Source organism: Streptomyces sp. NPDC021100 (genome assembly GCF_044333095.1).
Lineage (GTDB): Bacteria > Actinomycetota > Actinomycetes > Streptomycetales > Streptomycetaceae > Streptomyces.
On the sequence record NZ_JBIRQH010000007.1, the window covers coordinates 228,218 to 245,242 of the forward strand.

The window sequence follows — 17,025 nt, forward strand, 5'->3', positions numbered from 1 at the left end:
GCTCCGTCGTCCGGCCGGACGACGATGGCCGGGAGCGGCGTACGCGAGGCGGCTCGCGCCCCGAACGCCTCACGCCGGCCGCAGCCTCTTCGCGACGTCACCCGCCGCCGCCATCGCGCGCACGTACATCCCCTTGCCGAAGGTGATCCGCCCGGCGCCCAGCGGACCGAGCCGTCGGATGGCCGAAGCGTCCGGCGCGGACAGGGCGTTGACCGGGACGCCGGACGTGGCGGCGATCCCGGCGAGGGCCTCCTCGGGCGCCGTGATCGGGTACACACAGTCCGCGCCCGCCGCCGCGTACAGCCGGGCCCGCTCCCGGGCGTCCTCGTCGGAGGCGCCGCGCAGGTAGGTGTCGATCCGGGCGTTGAGGAACAGGGCGTCCCCGGCCTCCGCGCGGACGGCGGCCAGCCGGTCGGCCTGCGCGCGCGGGTCGAGGAGCCGTCCGGTGGCCCGGTCGGTGTCCTCCAGGTTGCAGCCGACCGCGCCGGTCTCCAGGATGCGTTCGACCAGTTCCCGGGGCGGGAGCCCGTAACCGTCCTCCAGATCGGCGGAGACGGGCACGTCGACCGCCCGGACGACGCGGGCGACCGCCGCGAACATCTCCGCCGCCGGAACGTCACCGTCCGCCACACCGAGCGAGGCGGCCACCGCCGCGCTGGGCGTGGCCAGCGCGGCGAAGCCGGCGCCGGCGAAGGCGCGGGCGCTGCCCGCGTCCCACGGGCCGGCCAGGACCAGCGGGTCACCGGCCGGCCGGCCGTGATGCAGGGCGCGGAACGCCGTAGCCGTCATCAGCGGGCCTGGTAGGCGCCGGGCACCGCGCGGGTGGTCACGGCGAACCGGTTCCACGCGTTGATCGTGACGATCACGGCGATGAGCTGGGCCAGTTCCTTCTCGTCGAAGGTGTCGGCGGCCTCGTCCCAGACCTCGTCCGGTACGAAGCCGTCGGTGATGACGGTGACGGCCTCGGTGAGGGCGAGCGCCGCCTGCTCCTTCTCGGTGTAGTAGCCGGTCGCCTCCCGCCAGGCGCTCAGCAGGTAGATGCGGTCCTCGGACTCGCCGGCCTTGCGGGCGTCCTTGGTGTGCATGTCGAGGCAGAACGCGCAGTGGTTGAGCTGCGAGGCGCGGATCTTGACCAGTTCGACGAGGGTGTGGTCCAGGCCTTCGACGGCGGCCCGCTCCAGGGCGTACATCGCCTTGTAGACGTTCGGGGCGGCCTGCGCGTACTCCATCCGCGGGCCGTGCTGGTGGGTGCCGGTGTGCGCGGTGTTCTTCGTGGTCTCCGTCATGTCTCCGACCCTACGGCCGGGGCGGCCCATGGGTATGGTCCACTTCCATGGAGAAAACGTGGGCCACTTCCGCTGCCCTGGCCACTTCCGCCGCCCCGGCAGCCCCGGCCGCTTCCGGGCGCGGCGGGACCGTCTCCGGGGCCGATCTGCACCTCGACCTCTCCGGGCCGGGCGGGGTGCGAGCCGCGCTGGTCAGGGCGTTGCGGGACGCCGTGCGCTCCGGCCGGCTCGCCCCCGGCACCCGGCTGCCGTCCTCCCGCTCCCTCGCCGGCGACCTCGGCATGGCCCGCAACACCGTCGCCGACGCGTACGGCGAGCTGGTGGCCGAGGGCTGGCTCACCGCCCGGCAGGGCTCGGGCACCCGAGTGGCCCAGGCGCCGGCGGTCCGGCCCACGGCTCCCGCCCGTTCCGGATCCGCCGCCCGTTCCGGATCCCCTGCCCGGTCCGCGTCCGCCGGGGGGCCTGTACGGCCGCCCGCGCGCCCCCTGCACGACCTGCGCACCGGCACCGCGGACATCTCCTCCTTCCCGCGCACCGCCTGGGCCGCGGCGGCCCGGCGAGCGCTCACCGCCGCGCCCAACGAGGCGTTCGGATACGGCGACGTACGCGGCCGCGTCGAGCTGCGCACCGCCCTCGCCGAGTATCTGGCGCGGGCCCGGGGCGTACGGACCGACCCCGAGCGGATCGTCGTCTGCGCGGGCTTCATGCAGGGCCTCGCCCTCCTCGGGGGCGTCCTGCGGCGGCGCGGGACGCGTGCCGTGGCGGTCGAGTCGTACGGCTTCTGGGAACACCACGACGTGTTCACCCGGGCAGGCTTGCGCCAGGCGCCCATCCCGGTCGACGGCCGCGGCGCCGACGTGACCGGGCTCGACGAGCGGCGGGACGTCGGCGCGGTCCTCCTCACCCCCGCCCATCAGTTCCCCACCGGCGTCCCCCTCCACCCCGACCGCCGGACCGCCGTCGCCGAATGGGCCGGGCGCACCGGCGGCCTGATCGTGGAGGACGACTACGACGGCGAATTCCGCTACGACGGACGGCAGGTCGGCGCGCTCCAGGGCCTGGCCCCGGACCGGGTCGTCTACTGCGGCACCACGAGCAAGTCGCTCACGCCCGCCCTGCGGCTGTCCTGGATGGTGCTGCCGGAGGACGTGGCCGCCGAGGTGGTGCGGGCCAAGTCGACGGGGGAGTGGCGCACGGGCACCCTGGAGCAGCTGACGCTCGCCGAGTTCATCACCTCCGGCGCGTACGACCGCCACGTCCGTTCGATGCGGCTGCGCTACCGGCGCCGCCGCGACCGGCTCGTCGCCGCGCTCGCCGAGCACGCCCCGCACATCCGGGTCACCGGCATCGCCGCCGGCCTGCACGTCGTCCTCGAACTCCCGCCCGGCACCGAGCAGTCCACGCTCCAGGCGGCGCACTGGCAGGGGCTGGCCCTGGAAGGGCTGAGCCGCTACCGCCACTCCGCCGCGCCGGCCCTCCCGCCCGGCGGTCCCGACGGCGTGATCGTCGCCTACGGGACCCCGGCCGACCACACCTTCCCGGGCGTTCTGGAGGCGCTGCTGAGGTCCCTGCCGCCGGCGGGCTGAGGGGGTTGGGGGCGTTGTCGGTGCCCGGGTCTATCGTGGAACGGACAGCCGGGCACACGGTTGTACGACGGGGGAAGAAGAATGGGACAGAACGCCTCACGACGTAGATTCCGCTCCAGCACGGTCGTCCTGGGCGGCATGGGCGTCCTCGCGGCCGCCCTCACCTCGTGCGGGTCCGAGCCGGACAAACGCTGCGTCGATCCGAACAGTTACGACGTGTCGCGCGGCTATCGCGTGCTGGACTCCACGGCGTGCAAGAGCACGTCTTCGTCGGGCTCGTCCGGCACATCCGGTACGTCCTCGGCCCGCTGGTACTACGGCGCCGACCGCAAGTCCGGCGGCTACGCCGACAGCGGGACGTTCAGCAAGAGCCAGGCCGTCGACCGCGGCGGCTTCGGCTGCTCGTCCTCCGGCTCCGGAGGCGGGTGACGCCGTGCGCCGCCACCGCACCACCCCGCGCCCCGGCTGGCAGGAGACCGTCGAGGAACAGGGCCTGATCTACCCGCTCACCCGCCACCCCGACGGCGAACTGCGCCCGTACTGGGACGAGAGCGCCTACTACTCCTTCACCCCGCCCGAGATCGAGGCGCTGGAGGAGACCGTCGCCGAGCTGCACACGATGTGCCTGGCCGCCGCCGCGTACCTCGTGGACACCGGCCGCTTCGCCGACCTGGGGATCACCGACCCCCGGCTGACCGCCCTGATAGCCGAGTCCTGGCACCGCCGCGCCGAACTGCCGTCGCTCTACGGCCGGTTCGACCTCCGTTACGACGGGACGGGCCCCGCCAAGCTGCTGGAGTACAACGCCGACACCCCCACCTCCCTGGTGGAGGCCGCGAGCCCGCAGTGGTTCTGGATGGAGGAGCGCTTCGCCGGCGTCCCCGGCGCCGACCAGTGGAACTCCCTGCACGAACGCCTCGTCGACGCCTGGCGCCGACAGGCCGCCCTGCTCCCGCCCCGCACACCGGTCCACTTCGCCCACTCCGCCGGCGACGAGCTCGGCGAGGACCTGATGACCGTCGCCTACCTCCGCGAGACCGCCGCCCAGGCCGGCCTGGAGACCCGCGCGATCTCCATGGAGAACATCGGCTGGGACCGCATATCCCACCGCTTCGTCGACGAGCGCTACGGCTTCCTCCGCGCCTGCTTCAAGCTCTACCCCTGGGAATGGCTGGTCTCCGACGACTTCGGCCCCCACGTCCTGGACACCCTCGACAACGGCGGCGGCACGGGGTCCACGCTGTGGATCGAGCCGGCGTGGAAGATGCTCCTCTCCAACAAGGCGTTGCTCGCGGTGCTGTGGGAGTTGTATCCCGGGCATCCGAACCTGCTGCCCGCCTACTTGGACGGGCCACGGGACCTCGCCCGCACGACGGGCTACGTCGCGAAGCCGCTGCTCGGCCGCGAGGGCGCGGGCGTGACGGTCCACCCGCCGGACGCCGCCGCCCTGGCGCTCCGGGATGAGCCCTGCTGCTACCAGGAACTGGCGCCGCTGCCGTCGTTTGACGGTAACCACGTGGTGCTGGGCGCGTGGGTCGTGGAGGACGAACCGGCGGGGCTGGGCATACGGGAGTCCTCCGGCCTGGTGACGGACGGCTACGCGCGGTTCCTGCCGCATGTGATCCTCTAGCGCCCGGGCACCGTGGTTCACCCGGTGTGGGCGTGCCCGGATTTGCCCCGGGCGACCTCCCGGGCGCGTTCCATGAGCGGTTTGACGGACCGGGCCGATGCGTGCGGCCGGATCCGGCGGCGCATGATGTCGAAATGCTCGTCGCCCCGTGCCGTCGAAAGTTGGACGTAGTCGTCGAGGAACCGGTGCCAGGTGGCACACGCGGCGTCCAGGTGCCCGAGCTCGAACTGTCGCTGCGCCAGCAGCCCATGGGAATGCACACGTCCCTGGCGCTCCTGGCGCGGCTGGAGCTTAAGACAATCCTCCATGGCGCGGATCGATCCGGCGAGGTCCTTGAATTCGTACAGAACGTGCGAGACGTGGAACTGGTAGGCGCTGGCGTCGTAGCCGCCGATGGCCTCACGCCGGGAATCGGCCTTCGAGAGGGCGCTTTCCGTCTCCCGGAGCCGGGCGAAGGCGGTGTGCCGGTCGCCGGTCATGGACGCGGCGTGGGCCTGCTGCCCGGCGAGAAACGCCCTAAGGCGCGGCCCTGCCTTCGGTGACGCTTCGGCGGCCGCGTCGGCCAGTTGCAGGGCCTTGCTGCCGTGCCCGAGGTTGGACGCCTGGAGGCTCATGCCCCGCAGGGTGCGGCAGTACGTGACGTGGTCCTCGGCGGCACCGGCCAGTTTGAGGGCCTTGGTGTAGTAGCCCTGCCCGAGGCCATGCTGGCGCTCGTACATCGCCATCCAGCCCGTCAGGTAGACGAGGTCGGAGGCGGCGGCGAGCATGCCCTTGCGTACACGTTCGGTACCCGCGGCTTGGAGGTAGGGGGCCACAGTGTTGACCAGAAAGGCCGCCGCCATGGGGCGGGCGTGGCCTCCCCCCAGTTCGTCGAGGATGTCGGCGATCTTCTCGGTCATGGTCCGGACGGTCGCCACCTCGGCTTCGCTGATCCGTGTGGTCCTGCCGGTGGCGGCGTGGGCCGGACGGCCCGCGAGCTCCGGGAACATCGGTACGGCCAGTGCGGCCGCGTACACACCGGCCGCCAGAACGCCTCTGCGCGACGGATCCATGTCGGCCCGTCCCAGCAAGGCGGCCAAACCGGTGTTCGGGGCGCACGGGCTGCTCGCCATGATCTCAACTCCTGCCGGTTTTCATGGCTTTCATGTTCCCTCTGCCTCCTCACCGTACCGGCGCGTCACGAACTCGGCCTCGGCCCCGGCCCGGGCCTGTGATCGGCCGTCGCCCATATGCAGAACCTCGGGCGCGCCTGTCAGTGGCTGCACTGCCGATTGCCGACCGAGGCGGCCCGGCTCGTCCCGGCGAACACGCCGCACCCGGCACGGACTCCCGCTCGGTGGCCCTCCACACGCCTTGCAGGCTGTGGGTACCGTGCAGGGGTACGAGCCCGACGGATGGAGCACCCGATGCCTCGTCGCCCGCCTGAGCGCCACCGGCGCCTCACTTCGAATGAGGTGCGTTGATGTTGGAAGAAGCCGAAGAGATCGGACGTCGAGCACGCCGCGCGCGACTGCGCCTGGGAATGGCCCAGGCCGACCTCGCGGTCGCCCTGGGAAAGTCTCAGGGGTGGGTGTCGAAGATGGAGCGGGGCCTGATCGAAATCGATCGTGTGGGCCTGCTGAACCTGCTGGCCAGTGAGCTGCACATCCACCCGAACGACTTGATCGGGCGGCCCTACAACAGCAGCCCCGGCGAGAACCAGTGGCAAGTCGCCGCCTCCTCGATCCTCCGGGAGCTTCGCCGCTACGACTTGGCCCCGGTTTTCGCCGGAACCCCGCGACCGGCCCGGCAGCTCTGGCAGGAGACCACCCGGCTTCACCGTCTGAGGGACGCCGCGGCCAACGTGGCGATCATGGAGGTGCTGCCCGACCTCCTCCGCGAAGCTCGGGCCCTGGCGGAGGTCTGCACGGGCCACGAGCGGGAGGAGGCGTTTGCCATCTACGCGGTGTGCTGCAAGTTTGCCCACACTGCAGCCCACGCCCTGGGCCACCCCGAGCTGGTCGCCATGTCGTGTGAACGGGCGGCTTGGTCCGCTCGCCTCTCCGGTGACCCGGTCATGCCCGCCGTGGCCGACTGGATGCGCGTATGGGACATGTGGGCGACTGCGGACTGGGAAGACGCAACCACCTTGTCGGACAAGGCCATCCGCAGCGTGCAGGAAGGCTACGACCAAGGTGAACCACTCGCCGTTCGCGCGTGGGGGTCGCTCCAGCTCCGGGCCGCCGTCTCCGCGGCGCGCGGCAACCGCCGGTCAGAGGCCGAGGACCGTATCGCGCACGCGAAAGTTGCGGCCGACAGGCTGGGCGAGTACGCCGGTCCGCCCGTCTACGACCGGCACTCCCTGACGTTCTCGCCCGGCAACGTGCAGATCCATGCCATCAGCGTCGCCCTTGAGATGCGGGACCAGCGGCGGGCACTGGCCATACACCGACGCACGAGCCCGGAGGTGATCGCCTCGCTCCCCAGCTCCCGTCGAGGGCACCACCACATGGAACTCGCTCGTGCCTGGTTGTGGGACGGCAACAGGGACACCGCGCTGGCCGAGCTGGAAAAGGCCGAGCGCATCGCACCCCAGCTCATCCGCAACCACCCCATCGCCCGGTCAACTCTCCGCAGCATCGTGTACGCGGAACGAGCAACCACCCGCGAGAAGCTGCGGCGCATGTCAGACCGGTTCCATCTCGACGGATAAGGGCGGTATTCCTTCGGTTCATATTCGGCGGTCGGCCACCTCCTAACGTCGGAGCATGGCCGACACGACTTCGGAGCAACTGCCGTTCGGAAGACTGGAGATGGGGTCAGGCGAGCCGTACCACCCTCGTTTGGGTGACCTCGCCTTCGACCTCGGCGCGGGTGGACGGATCGGCGTCGTCGTGGCCCTCCCCCGCGAGGGCGCGAAGACGTACAAGCTGCGCCCGCCGGGCGGTGGCAAGGAATGGTCCGCGCCTTCCGACGGCTCCACCCTCCGCACGGTGCCCGTCCCGGTCACGCACGTCACGCTGCTGAAACGCGACGCTCAGTACGACCACCGCGCCCAACGAGCGGTCATGCACGTCCAAGTGCACTTCGAGGACGGCAGCAACGTCGAATCGGCGCTGCTTCTCACACCGTCCGAGGTCCTCATGTCCCAGATCCAGTTCGAGCGGCTGATTCAGCGTCGCGAACGGGCCCGGGGGCGTGAAAGGTGAGGACCTCAACGTCGGCGCCCAGCGCTCGCGCTTCTGCCGGCCCGCCGCCGCATCTGACCTTGCCCGCCAACGAACGGGCGCCCGCCATGGCCCGTGCCTACGCCCGAAAAGCCGTCAATCACGCCGTGGCCGACCCGGTTGAGGCATACGTGTTCGCCGTGACGCTTGTTGTGTCCGAGCTGGTGACCAACGCGGTGCGCTACGGCAGCGAGCCCGGCGACCGTCTACGTGTCATCGTTGACGCCAGCGACTCGTACACCCGTATCGAGGTCCACGACCCTGTGCGCCGTCGGCCACGATTGAGGCGGCAGAGTGACGAGCGACGCCGGGGCCGTGGCCTGCACATCGTCGACGCCTGTGCCACATGGGGGACCACTCACAGGCCGTTCGGCAAGGCCGTGTGGGCAGAGGTGAGACCACCGCAGTGACAACACAGACCACACCCAGCCTCGGATTCCTCGCCGGCCTCACCTACAGCCACGGAATCCACCACGCCGACACCGGCCCCGTCGCCCACCTCCTGCTGACCCACGAACCGCCCCGACGGGCTGGCGAAACCGTCGAGTGGATCGAGGCCGGCATGCGCGCCCTGTCCTTCTGCCTGGGCCTGGGCTCCATCGGGGAAGAACCCCGTTACATCGGATCGCGGATAGCCCTGCACCACGGCGTCGCCCGTCTCGACTACGGCGACGACTGGTGGGAACTCCATATCCCCGGCACCGGACAGGAGTGGCGAAAGCACGTCGCCGCCGGCGGCCCCGTGCGCCTGACGCTCTCGTTCGAACCGACACCCGTCGGCCGCACCCCAGAGGCCCTTTCCCGCTTCATCGAAGCCGGCGTACAGGCCGGTACGGTCCGCTGGGGCACCACCCGCGCGCGCCCCCGTTCCCGCCTCACCGTACGAACGAGTCGCCGTGAAGCCTGATCCATCCGGGGGCCGGTCCACCGGACGGCTCCCGATGCCGTTCATCGCGGCTGTCCGCGCACCGGCCGGGCCGGATGGCAGCCCGGTCGGTGACGAAGGCTGAGGGGGCGCCCCTCCGACGTGGCGCTACCCCGCCAGCACACCCCGCAACTGCTCCAGCCCCCAGTCCAGGTCCTCCTTCGAGATCACCAGCGGCGGCGCGATCCGGATCGTCGACCCGTGCGTGTCCTTCACCAGCACCCCCCGTTCCATGAGCCGCTCGGACACCTCCCGCGCGGTCCCGAGCGACGGGGCGATGTCGACGCCGGCCCAGAGGCCCCGGCCGCGGACCGCCTCCACGGCGCCCGTGCCGACGAGCAGGCCGAGCTCGTGGTGGAGGTGCTCGCCGAGGCGGGTGGCGCGCTCCTGGTATTCACCCGTCTTGAGGAGGGCGATGACCTCCAGGGCGACGGCGCAGGCGAGCGGGTTGCCGCCGAAGGTGGAGCCGTGCTCGCCGGGGCGGAAGACGCCGAGGACGTCGCGGTCGGCGACGACGGCGGAGACGGGGACGACGCCGCCGCCGAGGGCCTTGCCCAGGACGTACATGTCGGGCACGACGTCCTCGTGTTCGCAGGCGAAGGTGCGGCCGGTGCGTCCGAGGGCGGACTGGATCTCGTCGGCGATGAAGAGCACGTTCCGCTCCGCGGTCAGCCGCCGCACCCCGGCCAGGTAGCCCGGCGGCGGGACGAGGACGCCCGCCTCGCCCTGGATCGGCTCCAGGAGCACCGCCACGGTGTTCTCGTCCACGGCCGCCTCCAGGGCGGCCAGGTCACCGTAGGGCACGATCTCGAAGCCGGGGGTGTAGGGGCCGTAGTCGGCCCGGGCCTCGGGGTCGGTGGAGAAGCTGACGATGGTGGTGGTGCGGCCGTGGAAGTTGTTGTCGGCCACGATGATCTTCGCTTGGCCGTCCGGTACGCCCTTGACCCGGTACCCCCACTTCCGGGCGGTCTTGACGGCGGTCTCGATCGCCTCCGCGCCGGTGTTCATCGGCAGCACCATGTCCTTGCCGCAGAGCGCGGCGAGCTCGGTACAGAACTCGGCGTACCGGTCGTGGTGGAACGCCCGGGACGTGAGGGTCACCCGTTCGAGCTGGGCCTTGGCGGCGTCGAGGAGACGGCGGTTGCCGTGGCCGAAATTGAGCGCCGAGTATCCGGCGAGCATGTCGAGGTAGCGGCGCCCCTCGACGTCGGTCATCCACGCGCCCTCCGCGGTCGCCACCACGACCGGAAGGGGGTGGTAGTTGTGCGCGCCGTGGGCCTCGGCGGCGGCGATGCTGCGTTCGGTGGCGTTCAACGTGTGCTCCGTTCGGGTCGGGGCATGCGGTTGTCCGCCTTTCTAACACCGACGCAGCCACCGCCGGACCGAGTCGGCGCCGGTACCTGAGAGAATGTGCGCATGGCCCTTGATCGTCCGCGCGCACTGTCCGGTATCCAGCCCACCGCCGGCTCCTTCCACCTCGGCAACTACCTCGGTGCCATCCGGCAGTACGTGGCGCTGCAGGAGACGCACGACGCGTTCTACATGGTCGTCGACCTGCATGCGATCACCGTCCCGCAGGACCCCGCGGAGCTGCGCGCCAACACCCGCGTCGCCGCCGCCCAGCTGCTCGCCGCCGGCCTCGACCCCGAGCGCTGCACGCTGTTCATCCAGAGCCATGTCCCCGAGCACGCGCAGCTCGGCTGGGTGATGAACTGCCTCACCGGCTTCGGCGAGGCGTCCCGCATGACCCAGTTCAAGGACAAGTCGGCCAAGCAGGGCGCCGACCGGACGACGGTCGGCCTCTTCACGTACCCGGTCCTCCAGGTCGCCGACATCCTGCTCTACCAGGCGGACTCCGTCCCGGTCGGCGAGGACCAGCGCCAGCACATCGAGCTGACCCGCGACCTCGCCGAGCGTTTCAACGGCCGGTTCGGCGACACATTCACGCTGCCCGCCGCGCACATCGTCCGCGAGACGGCGAAGATCTACGACCTGCAGGACCCGACGGCCAAGATGAGCAAGTCGGCGTCCACCGCCAAGGGCCTGATCAACCTGCTCGACGAGCCCAAGGTCTCCGCGAAGAAGATCAAGAGCGCCGTCACCGACACCGACACGGTGATCCGCTTCGACCCCGAGGAGAAGCCGGGCGTCAGCAACCTGCTCACGATCTACTCCACGCTCACCGGGACGGGAATCGCGGAACTGGAGCAGAAGTACGAGGGCAAGGGCTACGGTGCGCTCAAGACCGACCTCGCCGACGTGATGGTGGAGTGGGTGACGCCGTTCCGTGCCCGTACACAGGAATATCTGGACGACCCGGAGACGCTGGACTCTGTCCTGGCCAAGGGCGCCGAGAAGGCCCGCGCGGTCGCGGCCGAGACCCTCGCCCAGGCGTACGACAAGGTGGGCTTCCTGCCCGCCAAGCACTGAGCCGCACCGCGGCCGAGTCACCCCGGACGTGAGAAGTCCGTCACACCGGACAAGTCCGGACGGCCCGAAGGCGCAGGGAGGACGGCCGTCCTCCCCGCGCCCGGGACCAGGACACCTGGCAGGGAACGCGGCGCAGCCGCCACACTGACCACGGGGACCTACAGGCGCACAGGAGGGAGAACTCGATGGGGACCGTAACGCTCGGCGTTTCGATCGCGGTCCCGGAGCCGTACGGCAGCTTCCTCCAGAAGCGCCGCGAGGGTTTCGGGGACCCCCACGCGCACGGCATCCCCACCCACGTCACCCTCCTCCCGCCCACCGAGGTCGAGGCGTCGTCGCTCCCCGTGATCGAGGCGTTCCTCGCCGAGGTCGCCGCGGCCGGCCGCCCGTTCCCCATGCGGCTGTCCGGGACGGGCACCTTCCGCCCGCTCTCGCCGGTGGTCTTCGTCAACGTGGTGGAGGGCTCCGCCGCCTGCTCCTGGCTGCAGAAGCGGATCCGGGACGCGTCCGGTCCGCTGGCCCGCGAGCTCCAGTTCCCGTACCACCCGCACGTGACGGTCGCCCACGGTATCGCCGAGGAGGCCATGGACCGGGCCTACGAGGAGCTGGCGGACTACGAGGCGGCCTGGACGATCGACGGCTTCGCCCTGTACGAGCAGGGGGCCGACGGCGTCTGGCGGCTCGACCGCGAGTACCCCTTCGGCCGGCCGGGCCCCGTCCCGGCCGCCCTGCCCCGCCAGACGGGCGCGTCCCGGCCGCCGGCCGCCTCCCGCTGAGCGCCGGCGGCGCGGGCTCACCGGAGTCCGCTCCGGCGCGCACCCCGCGAGTGCGCCCTGACGCGCACCCCTCCGGGCGGTGGGCGGCGCCCGCATGGGGTAGACGTGGATCATGGACTGGTTGATCCGGCTGCCGGTGGTCGGGCCCGCCGCGGCCCGGCTGATGCGGACGCACGCGTGGCGCTCGTACGAGACCCTGGACCGCGTGAAGTGGACGCGGCTCGCCGCGGCGATCACCTTCACCAGTTTCGTCGCCCTGTTCCCGCTGCTCACCCTGGGCGCGGCCGTCGCCGCCGCGATACTCAGCGACAAACAGGTGCAGGACCTGGAGCAGAAGCTCGCCGAGCAGGTGCCCGGCATCTCCAACTCGCTCGACATCGGCTCGCTGGTGGACAACGCCGGCACGGTCGGCGTCGTGGCCGGTGCCCTGCTGCTGTTCACCGGCGTCAACTGGATCGGCACCCTGCGCGAGTGCCTGCGGGCCGTGTGGGAGCTGGAGGAGAGCCCGGGCAACCCGTTCCTGCTGCGGCTCAGGGACGCGGGGGTGCTGCTCGGCCTCGGCGGGGCGACCCTGCTGTCCCTCGGCTGCTCGACGTTCGCCACGACGGCCGTCACCTGGTCGGCGGACAAGACCGGCCTGCCCACCGCCGGTGCCGGCGGTGCCCTGCTCACCGCCGCCGGGTTCTGCGCCGCCGTGCTCGCCGACTTCCTCCTGCTGCTCTACGTCCTCACCCGGCTGCCCCGCGTCCAGCCCGCCCCCCGCACCCTGGTGATCGCCGCGCTGCTCGGCGCGGTCGGCCTGGAGGCGCTCAAGCTGGTGATCGGCGGCTATCTGAGCGGGGTGGCGGCCAAGAGCATGTACGGCGCGTTCGGCACCCCGATCGCCCTGCTGCTGTGGATCAACTTCATCGCCAAGCTGCTGCTGTTCTGCGCCGCCTGGACGGCCACCACGCGGCACGACAAGGCCGGCGCGGACCTGCTGGCGGAGGGCTCGCACGAGTGACGGGCGCCTCCGGCCGGGAGGCCGGGCGGCGCCCGTCGAAGAGGTTCAGGACCGGCCGCCCCGCCGCTTGGCCAGGTCCGGCAGCGGCCACCTGCGGTGCACCACGTACGCCGCCGCGGCCAGCGCCACCACCGAGGCGCCGGTGATCCCCACGGCCGTCCACATCCCGCCGCCGCCCGAGCCGGACGACCCGGCGACCGACGCCTGCGCCTTGTCGCCGGACTGGCCCCCGGCCTTCCCGCCGTCCTTGCCGGGCGCGTTCAGCGGCGCGACGAGCGTGCCGACCGGCTTGACATGGCCAGTCGCCTCGAAACCCCAGTCCAGCAGGTGCGCCGCCTCCTTGTAGACCTCGTTGGGCTCCTTGGTCTCCGGGTTCATCACGGTCACCAGGAGCTTGTGGTCACCGTGCTGGGCGACGCCGGTGAAGGTGTTCCCGGCGTTGGTCGTGGACCCGTTCTTCACCCCGGCGATCCCCTTGTAGAAGGGCACGCCCTGGCCGGTGAGCAGCCGGTTGGTGTTCTGGATGCCGAACGTCTCCCGCTTTCCGTCCTTCCGCTCCTCGCCGGGGAACTGGGCGGTGGCGGTCGAGCAGTACTTCCGGAAGTCCTGCTTCTGGAGGCCGGAGCGGGCGAACAGCGTGAGGTCGTACGCGCTGGAGACCTGCCCGTCGGCGTCGTAGCCGTCGGGGGTGACGACGTGCGTGTCGTTGGCCTGGAGCTCCTCGGCGTGCGCCTGCATGTCCCGGACGGTCTGCTGCACACCGCCGTTCATGGCGGACAGCACGTGCACCGCGTCGTTGCCCGAGCGGAGGAAGACCCCGAGCCAGAGTTCCTCGACGGTATACGTCGAATCTTCCTTCAGCCCGACCTGGCTGCTGCCCTCGCCCATGCCCTCCAGGTCCGCGGGGACCACCTTGTGCCGCTGCTCCTTGGGAAACTTGGGCAGCAGGGTGTCGGCGAAGAGCATCTTCAGCGTGGAGGCCGGCGCCAGCCGCCAGTGGGCGTTCTTCGCCGCCAGCACTTCGCCGGTCTCGGCGTCGGCGATCAGCCAGGCGTCCCCGCTCAGGTCCTTCGGCAGCTCGGGCGCGCCCGGCCCGCGCAGCACCTGGACACCCGGCCTGCCCAGCAGCTCGCCGCCGACCTCGGACATCTTCACCGGGGGCTGTTTGGGCGGCCGGCCCTTGCCGTCGGCCGGTGTTCCGCTCGGTTTCCCGCTCGGCGTCCCTCCGGGGTGCGCGCTCGGGCCCCCGGGGGCGGACGGGGTATGGCTGGAAGAAGGGGGGTGAGGGGCGGGTGGGGCCGCGAGCGCCGGCGCCGCGGCGGCCAGGGGGAGCAGGAACGAGGCGGAGGCGGCCACGAGGGCCGCGCCACGGCGGCGGGCCGTCGCTGAGCAGCGCGTCGCGTTCGGTGATGTCGTCATCGGCACGCCGGTGAACGTACCGTTCCGCCCGCTCCCCGACGACGAGCCGGTGGCCCTGGCTTCCGCCGAGGACCCGATAGGACCAGTGCGTGCTCCGGATCGCATACTGAAACCCATGGTGAATCCCTCCGGCTCGACAGCCCCTCGCACCCCCGCGTCCCTCTCCCGCCCCGTCTCCTGGTTCCTGCTCGCCTTCGGCGTATGGAGCTGGTTCATCTGGATCACTTTCGCAAAGAATCTCTGGAAAGACGGGAGCGGGCTCGCCTTCGACGACGCGGGCGAGCCGACCGCGTACTTCTGGGTGCATCTGCTGCTGGCGGTCACCTCATTTCTTCTGGGGACGGTCATCGGCCTCATCGGGTTGCGTGGTGTCAGGGCGTTGCGTCGCACCTCATAGCGGTTCCCCGGGCATGGCCCCTGACAGCCTGTCGGCCCCGTAAGTCGATCACTTGGCCGATTCCCCGGACGTACGCGCGTTCGTGTGTTTAGGTGAGCCGCGTCACGGAAAGGGGGCGCAGCCATGCGTGGGGTCCGGAGGCGAAGCCGCAGCAAGGTCGTTGTGGCGGCGTTGGCGCTGATGTCGGTGGGGTTGAGCGGCTGTTCGTCGGGCGACGGAGGGGAGGAACCGATCGTCGTCGGCACCACGGACCGGGTCACCGGACTGGATCCGGCCGCTGTCTACGACGCCGGCTCGTGGTCGCTTTTCGGCAACATCTACCAGTCCTTGCTGACCTTCACGCCGGGCAGCGACAAGCCGACGCCCGACGCCGCCAAGAGCTGCGGGTTCCAGGACGAGCGCCGCCAGACGTACGCCTGCACGCTGCGGTCGGGGCTGAAGTTCTCCAACGGGCACCCTCTGACGGCCGCCGACGTCAAGTTCTCGTTCGACAGAATCCTGCGCATCAAGGCGGAGGAGGGCCCGGCGGACCTGCTCGAAACCCTGAAGTCGGTCGAGACGGATGGCGACTTCAAGGTCACTTTCCATCTGCGGACGCCGGACGCCATCTTTCCCTCCAAGATCGCTTCGGGGCTGGGGTCGATCGTGGACAGCCGGGTCTACCCGGCGGACAAGATCCGAACGGGGGACGAAGTGGATGGCTCCGGCCCGTACCGGCTCAAGCGCTACGCGCGGGACGACACCGCCGAGTTGACGCCCAACAAGCACTACCGGGGCGCGAACAAGGGGGCCGCCGACCCGGTCACCGTCCGCTACTTCGCCGAGCCGCAGCAGCTCAAGAACGCCTGGGACGCCTCGAAGGTCGATGTCGCGTCGCGCGACATGCCGGCCGCGGCCCTGTCGGCGCTCTCGCTCAGGGAGAACGACTTCAGGGTCTCGGAGACCACTTCGTCGGGGACCCGCTTCCTGGTCTTCAACCTGAAGAGCGCCCCCGTGAAGGACGCGGCGGTGCGCCGTGCTGTCGCGTCGGTGGTCGACCGGGTGGCCATCGCGCGGGATGTCCACCAGCGCACGGTCGAACCGCTCTACTCCCTGATCCCGCAAGGCGTCTTCGGGCATTCGACGTCCTTCTACGACCGCTACCCGAAGCCGGACCCGGACGCCGCGCGCCGCCTGCTCCGTTCCGCGGGGCTGACCGCCCCGGTCCACTTCACCCTGGCCTTCTCCAAGGGCGTGTCCACCCACGAGGAGACGGCCCTCATCAAGAAGCAGCTGGAGTCGACGGGGCTGTTCCGGATCGACACGAAGTACGTGGAGTGGACGGAGTTCCAGAAGGGCCGGGCGCGCGGGGACTACGACGCGTACGTCATGGGCTGGCTCGCGGACTACCCGGACGCCGACACCTTCACCAGCCCGCTCGTGGGCAAGGCCAACAACCTGTACTCGGGCTACGCCAACGACCGCGTCGAGAAGCTGATCCGCGAAGCCCGGCAGAGCGGGCGCCGCGAAGGGAGCACGGACGCCTACCGGGACATCCAGAAGATCATCGCCGAGGACGTACCGCTGGTGCCGCTGTGGCAGAAGAAGGAATACATGCTGAGCAAGGAGTCCATCTCGGGTGCGCAGTACCTGATCGACGGATCAGGGCTGTGGCGGCTCTGGCGCCTGGGCCGGATCTGACCGCCCGGCCCGTCCCCACCTGACAAACTCCGCCGCCACCTCACAAATCCCGCCGCCGGCCGGCGGATTGCCGCCCGGCGGCGGACTGTCGGCCTCCGCTCTGCCGGCCGCACCCTCGGAAGGTCGGCTTCCGCCGCGCTCGTCCCACCCGGCTTGACCTCGACCGGAGTTGAGGTTGTTGAGTGGGGGACATCGGCCCGGACGGGCCGGAGCCCGGAACAAGGCAAGAAAGCGGTATTCACCATGGCAACGATCAGCGAATTCCACGACGTCGTCCCCGCCGATGTCGCCATCGCCGTACGCGACGTCGTCCGCTCCCTCCAGGACGCGTTCAACGCCAAGGACGCCACGGCCCTGGCCGGCTGCTACGCACGGCACGCCACCTGGACCAACGCCATGGGCAAGCGCCTCACCGGCCGCGAGGAGATCACCGAGCTCTCCCGCAAGGTGTTCCCCGTCCTGCCGGACCAGCCGGTCCGCTACGACGTCGTCCGGATGTTCGCCATCCGGCCCGAAGTGATCGCCGTCAACGTCGTCCAGACGCCGGTCTCACCGGAGGGCGACCCCGTCGAGGGCGCCAAGGGCGCGCCGCTCTACGTCATCTCGAAGGAGGAGGACGGCTGGAAGATCATCGCCGGGATGAACGGTTTCCTCACCGATCCGACCACGGACTGAACCATTCCCTGG

18 protein-coding genes are annotated in these 17,025 nt (G+C 71.0%); 13 read left to right on the plus strand and 5 right to left on the minus strand.

Going from position 1 to position 17,025, the window contains the following annotated elements:
• Window positions 1-69: 69 nt before the first annotated feature.
• Together ACH4PU_RS16425 and ACH4PU_RS16430 are read right to left on the minus strand one after the other, a co-directional pair.
• Window positions 70-789 carry an isocitrate lyase/phosphoenolpyruvate mutase family protein gene (locus ACH4PU_RS16425; protein ID WP_398271966.1) on the minus strand — a complete coding sequence of 240 codons (720 nt, stop codon included), beginning with the start codon at window positions 787-789 and terminating at the stop codon, window positions 70-72.
• Window positions 789-1,286 carry a carboxymuconolactone decarboxylase family protein gene (locus ACH4PU_RS16430; RefSeq protein ID WP_398271968.1) on the minus strand — a complete coding sequence of 166 codons (498 nt, stop codon included), beginning with the start codon at window positions 1,284-1,286 and terminating at the stop codon, window positions 789-791. The genes ACH4PU_RS16425 and ACH4PU_RS16430 overlap by 1 nt, the downstream gene beginning before the upstream one ends.
• A gap of 47 nt (window positions 1,287-1,333) precedes the next feature.
• Between ACH4PU_RS16430 and ACH4PU_RS16435 the strand changes: the two genes are divergently transcribed.
• The 3 genes from ACH4PU_RS16435 to ACH4PU_RS16445 all read left to right on the plus strand — a co-directional run bounded on the left by ACH4PU_RS16435 (window position 1,334) and on the right by ACH4PU_RS16445 (window position 4,502).
• Complete coding sequence (locus ACH4PU_RS16435; RefSeq protein WP_398271970.1) at window positions 1,334-2,872, plus strand: PLP-dependent aminotransferase family protein; 1,539 nt, start codon at window positions 1,334-1,336, stop codon at window positions 2,870-2,872.
• An 81-nt stretch (window positions 2,873-2,953) separates the two neighbouring features.
• Complete coding sequence (locus ACH4PU_RS16440; protein WP_398271972.1) at window positions 2,954-3,301, plus strand: hypothetical protein; 348 nt, start codon at window positions 2,954-2,956, stop codon at window positions 3,299-3,301.
• Between the two features lie 4 nt (window positions 3,302-3,305).
• Window positions 3,306-4,502: a glutathionylspermidine synthase family protein gene (locus ACH4PU_RS16445; RefSeq protein WP_398271974.1), complete on the plus strand. Its 1,197-nt coding sequence runs from the start codon at window positions 3,306-3,308 to the stop codon at window positions 4,500-4,502.
• A gap of 17 nt (window positions 4,503-4,519) precedes the next feature.
• Here the strand turns inward: ACH4PU_RS16445 and ACH4PU_RS16450 are convergent, their stop codons facing one another.
• Entirely contained in the window at window positions 4,520-5,614 is a 1,095-nt protein-coding gene (locus ACH4PU_RS16450; RefSeq protein ID WP_398271977.1) for a hypothetical protein, read from the minus strand.
• A gap of 350 nt (window positions 5,615-5,964) precedes the next feature.
• Here ACH4PU_RS16450 and ACH4PU_RS16455 point away from each other — a divergent pair, with 350 nt between their 5' ends.
• Genes ACH4PU_RS16455 through ACH4PU_RS16470 form a run of 4 tightly spaced genes read left to right on the plus strand, consistent with a single transcriptional unit; the run spans window position 5,965 to window position 8,615 of the window.
• Window positions 5,965-7,194 (plus strand): helix-turn-helix domain-containing protein, encoded by a 1,230-nt coding sequence (locus ACH4PU_RS16455; protein WP_398271979.1) that lies wholly within the window; start codon window positions 5,965-5,967, stop codon window positions 7,192-7,194.
• 55 nt (window positions 7,195-7,249) lie between these two features.
• Window positions 7,250-7,690 carry a hypothetical protein gene (locus ACH4PU_RS16460; RefSeq protein WP_398271981.1) on the plus strand — a complete coding sequence of 147 codons (441 nt, stop codon included), beginning with the start codon at window positions 7,250-7,252 and terminating at the stop codon, window positions 7,688-7,690.
• A 59-nt stretch (window positions 7,691-7,749) separates the two neighbouring features.
• A complete protein-coding gene (locus ACH4PU_RS16465) occupies window positions 7,750-8,118 on the plus strand; it encodes an ATP-binding protein (RefSeq protein WP_398271984.1) in 369 nt (122 codons plus the stop codon).
• Entirely contained in the window at window positions 8,115-8,615 is a 501-nt protein-coding gene (locus ACH4PU_RS16470) for a hypothetical protein (RefSeq protein WP_398271986.1), read from the plus strand. Before ACH4PU_RS16465 ends, ACH4PU_RS16470 begins: the two co-directional genes overlap by 4 nt.
• A gap of 126 nt (window positions 8,616-8,741) precedes the next feature.
• Here ACH4PU_RS16470 and rocD read toward each other — a convergent pair whose 3' ends face one another.
• Complete coding sequence (gene rocD / locus ACH4PU_RS16475; protein WP_398271988.1) at window positions 8,742-9,947, minus strand: ornithine--oxo-acid transaminase; 1,206 nt, start codon at window positions 9,945-9,947, stop codon at window positions 8,742-8,744.
• A 102-nt stretch (window positions 9,948-10,049) separates the two neighbouring features.
• Here rocD and trpS point away from each other — a divergent pair, with 102 nt between their 5' ends.
• The 3 genes from trpS to ACH4PU_RS16490 all read left to right on the plus strand — a co-directional run bounded on the left by trpS (window position 10,050) and on the right by ACH4PU_RS16490 (window position 12,842).
• Complete coding sequence (gene trpS, locus ACH4PU_RS16480) at window positions 10,050-11,063, plus strand: tryptophan--tRNA ligase (RefSeq protein ID WP_185941358.1); 1,014 nt, start codon at window positions 10,050-10,052, stop codon at window positions 11,061-11,063.
• 185 nt (window positions 11,064-11,248) lie between these two features.
• Window positions 11,249-11,839 carry a 2'-5' RNA ligase family protein gene (locus tag ACH4PU_RS16485; protein ID WP_398271991.1) on the plus strand — a complete coding sequence of 197 codons (591 nt, stop codon included), beginning with the start codon at window positions 11,249-11,251 and terminating at the stop codon, window positions 11,837-11,839.
• Window positions 11,840-11,951: 112 nt separating this feature from the next.
• The gene (locus ACH4PU_RS16490; protein ID WP_398271993.1) at window positions 11,952-12,842 is read left to right on the plus strand and encodes a YihY/virulence factor BrkB family protein; all 891 of its coding nucleotides are present in this window, start codon (window positions 11,952-11,954) and stop codon (window positions 12,840-12,842) included.
• Between the two features lie 45 nt (window positions 12,843-12,887).
• Here the strand turns inward: ACH4PU_RS16490 and ACH4PU_RS16495 are convergent, their stop codons facing one another.
• A complete protein-coding gene (locus ACH4PU_RS16495) occupies window positions 12,888-14,261 on the minus strand; it encodes a D-alanyl-D-alanine carboxypeptidase family protein (RefSeq protein WP_398272163.1) in 1,374 nt (457 codons plus the stop codon).
• A gap of 115 nt (window positions 14,262-14,376) precedes the next feature.
• Between ACH4PU_RS16495 and ACH4PU_RS16500 the strand changes: the two genes are divergently transcribed.
• From ACH4PU_RS16500 to ACH4PU_RS16510, 3 genes are all read left to right on the plus strand, one after another.
• Window positions 14,377-14,658, plus strand: a complete 282-nt coding sequence (locus ACH4PU_RS16500; RefSeq protein ID WP_185941355.1) for an SCO4848 family membrane protein — start codon at window positions 14,377-14,379, stop codon at window positions 14,656-14,658.
• 123 nt (window positions 14,659-14,781) lie between these two features.
• Window positions 14,782-16,338 carry an ABC transporter substrate-binding protein gene (locus tag ACH4PU_RS16505; protein WP_398271996.1) on the plus strand — a complete coding sequence of 519 codons (1,557 nt, stop codon included), beginning with the start codon at window positions 14,782-14,784 and terminating at the stop codon, window positions 16,336-16,338.
• A gap of 243 nt (window positions 16,339-16,581) precedes the next feature.
• On the plus strand, window positions 16,582-17,013 hold the full coding sequence (locus ACH4PU_RS16510) for an SgcJ/EcaC family oxidoreductase (RefSeq protein WP_398271999.1): 432 nt from the start codon (window positions 16,582-16,584) through the stop codon (window positions 17,011-17,013).
• Window positions 17,014-17,025: the final 12 nt, after the last annotated feature.

Excerpts from the sequence above, each read along its gene's own strand:
- ACH4PU_RS16430 (WP_398271968.1), bottom strand. The coding sequence starts at position 1,286 with ATGACGGAGACCACGAAGAACACCGCGCACACCGGCACCCACCAGCAC.
- ACH4PU_RS16425 (WP_398271966.1), bottom strand. The coding sequence starts at position 789 with ATGACGGCTACGGCGTTCCGCGCCCTGCATCACGGCCGGCCGGCCGGT.
- ACH4PU_RS16510 (WP_398271999.1), top strand. The coding sequence starts at position 16,582 with ATGGCAACGATCAGCGAATTCCACGACGTCGTCCCCGCCGATGTCGCC.
- ACH4PU_RS16485 (WP_398271991.1), top strand. The coding sequence starts at position 11,249 with ATGGGGACCGTAACGCTCGGCGTTTCGATCGCGGTCCCGGAGCCGTAC.
- trpS (WP_185941358.1), top strand. The coding sequence starts at position 10,050 with ATGGCCCTTGATCGTCCGCGCGCACTGTCCGGTATCCAGCCCACCGCC.
- ACH4PU_RS16455 (WP_398271979.1), top strand. The coding sequence starts at position 5,965 with ATGTTGGAAGAAGCCGAAGAGATCGGACGTCGAGCACGCCGCGCGCGA.
- ACH4PU_RS16500 (WP_185941355.1), top strand. The coding sequence starts at position 14,377 with ATGGTGAATCCCTCCGGCTCGACAGCCCCTCGCACCCCCGCGTCCCTC.
- ACH4PU_RS16505 (WP_398271996.1), top strand. The coding sequence starts at position 14,782 with ATGCGTGGGGTCCGGAGGCGAAGCCGCAGCAAGGTCGTTGTGGCGGCG.
- ACH4PU_RS16495 (WP_398272163.1), bottom strand. The coding sequence starts at position 14,261 with ATGACGACATCACCGAACGCGACGCGCTGCTCAGCGACGGCCCGCCGC.
- ACH4PU_RS16450 (WP_398271977.1), bottom strand. The coding sequence starts at position 5,614 with ATGGCGAGCAGCCCGTGCGCCCCGAACACCGGTTTGGCCGCCTTGCTG.
- ACH4PU_RS16460 (WP_398271981.1), top strand. The coding sequence starts at position 7,250 with ATGGCCGACACGACTTCGGAGCAACTGCCGTTCGGAAGACTGGAGATG.
- ACH4PU_RS16490 (WP_398271993.1), top strand. The coding sequence starts at position 11,952 with ATGGACTGGTTGATCCGGCTGCCGGTGGTCGGGCCCGCCGCGGCCCGG.
- ACH4PU_RS16440 (WP_398271972.1), top strand. The coding sequence starts at position 2,954 with ATGGGACAGAACGCCTCACGACGTAGATTCCGCTCCAGCACGGTCGTC.
- ACH4PU_RS16435 (WP_398271970.1), top strand. The coding sequence starts at position 1,334 with ATGGAGAAAACGTGGGCCACTTCCGCTGCCCTGGCCACTTCCGCCGCC.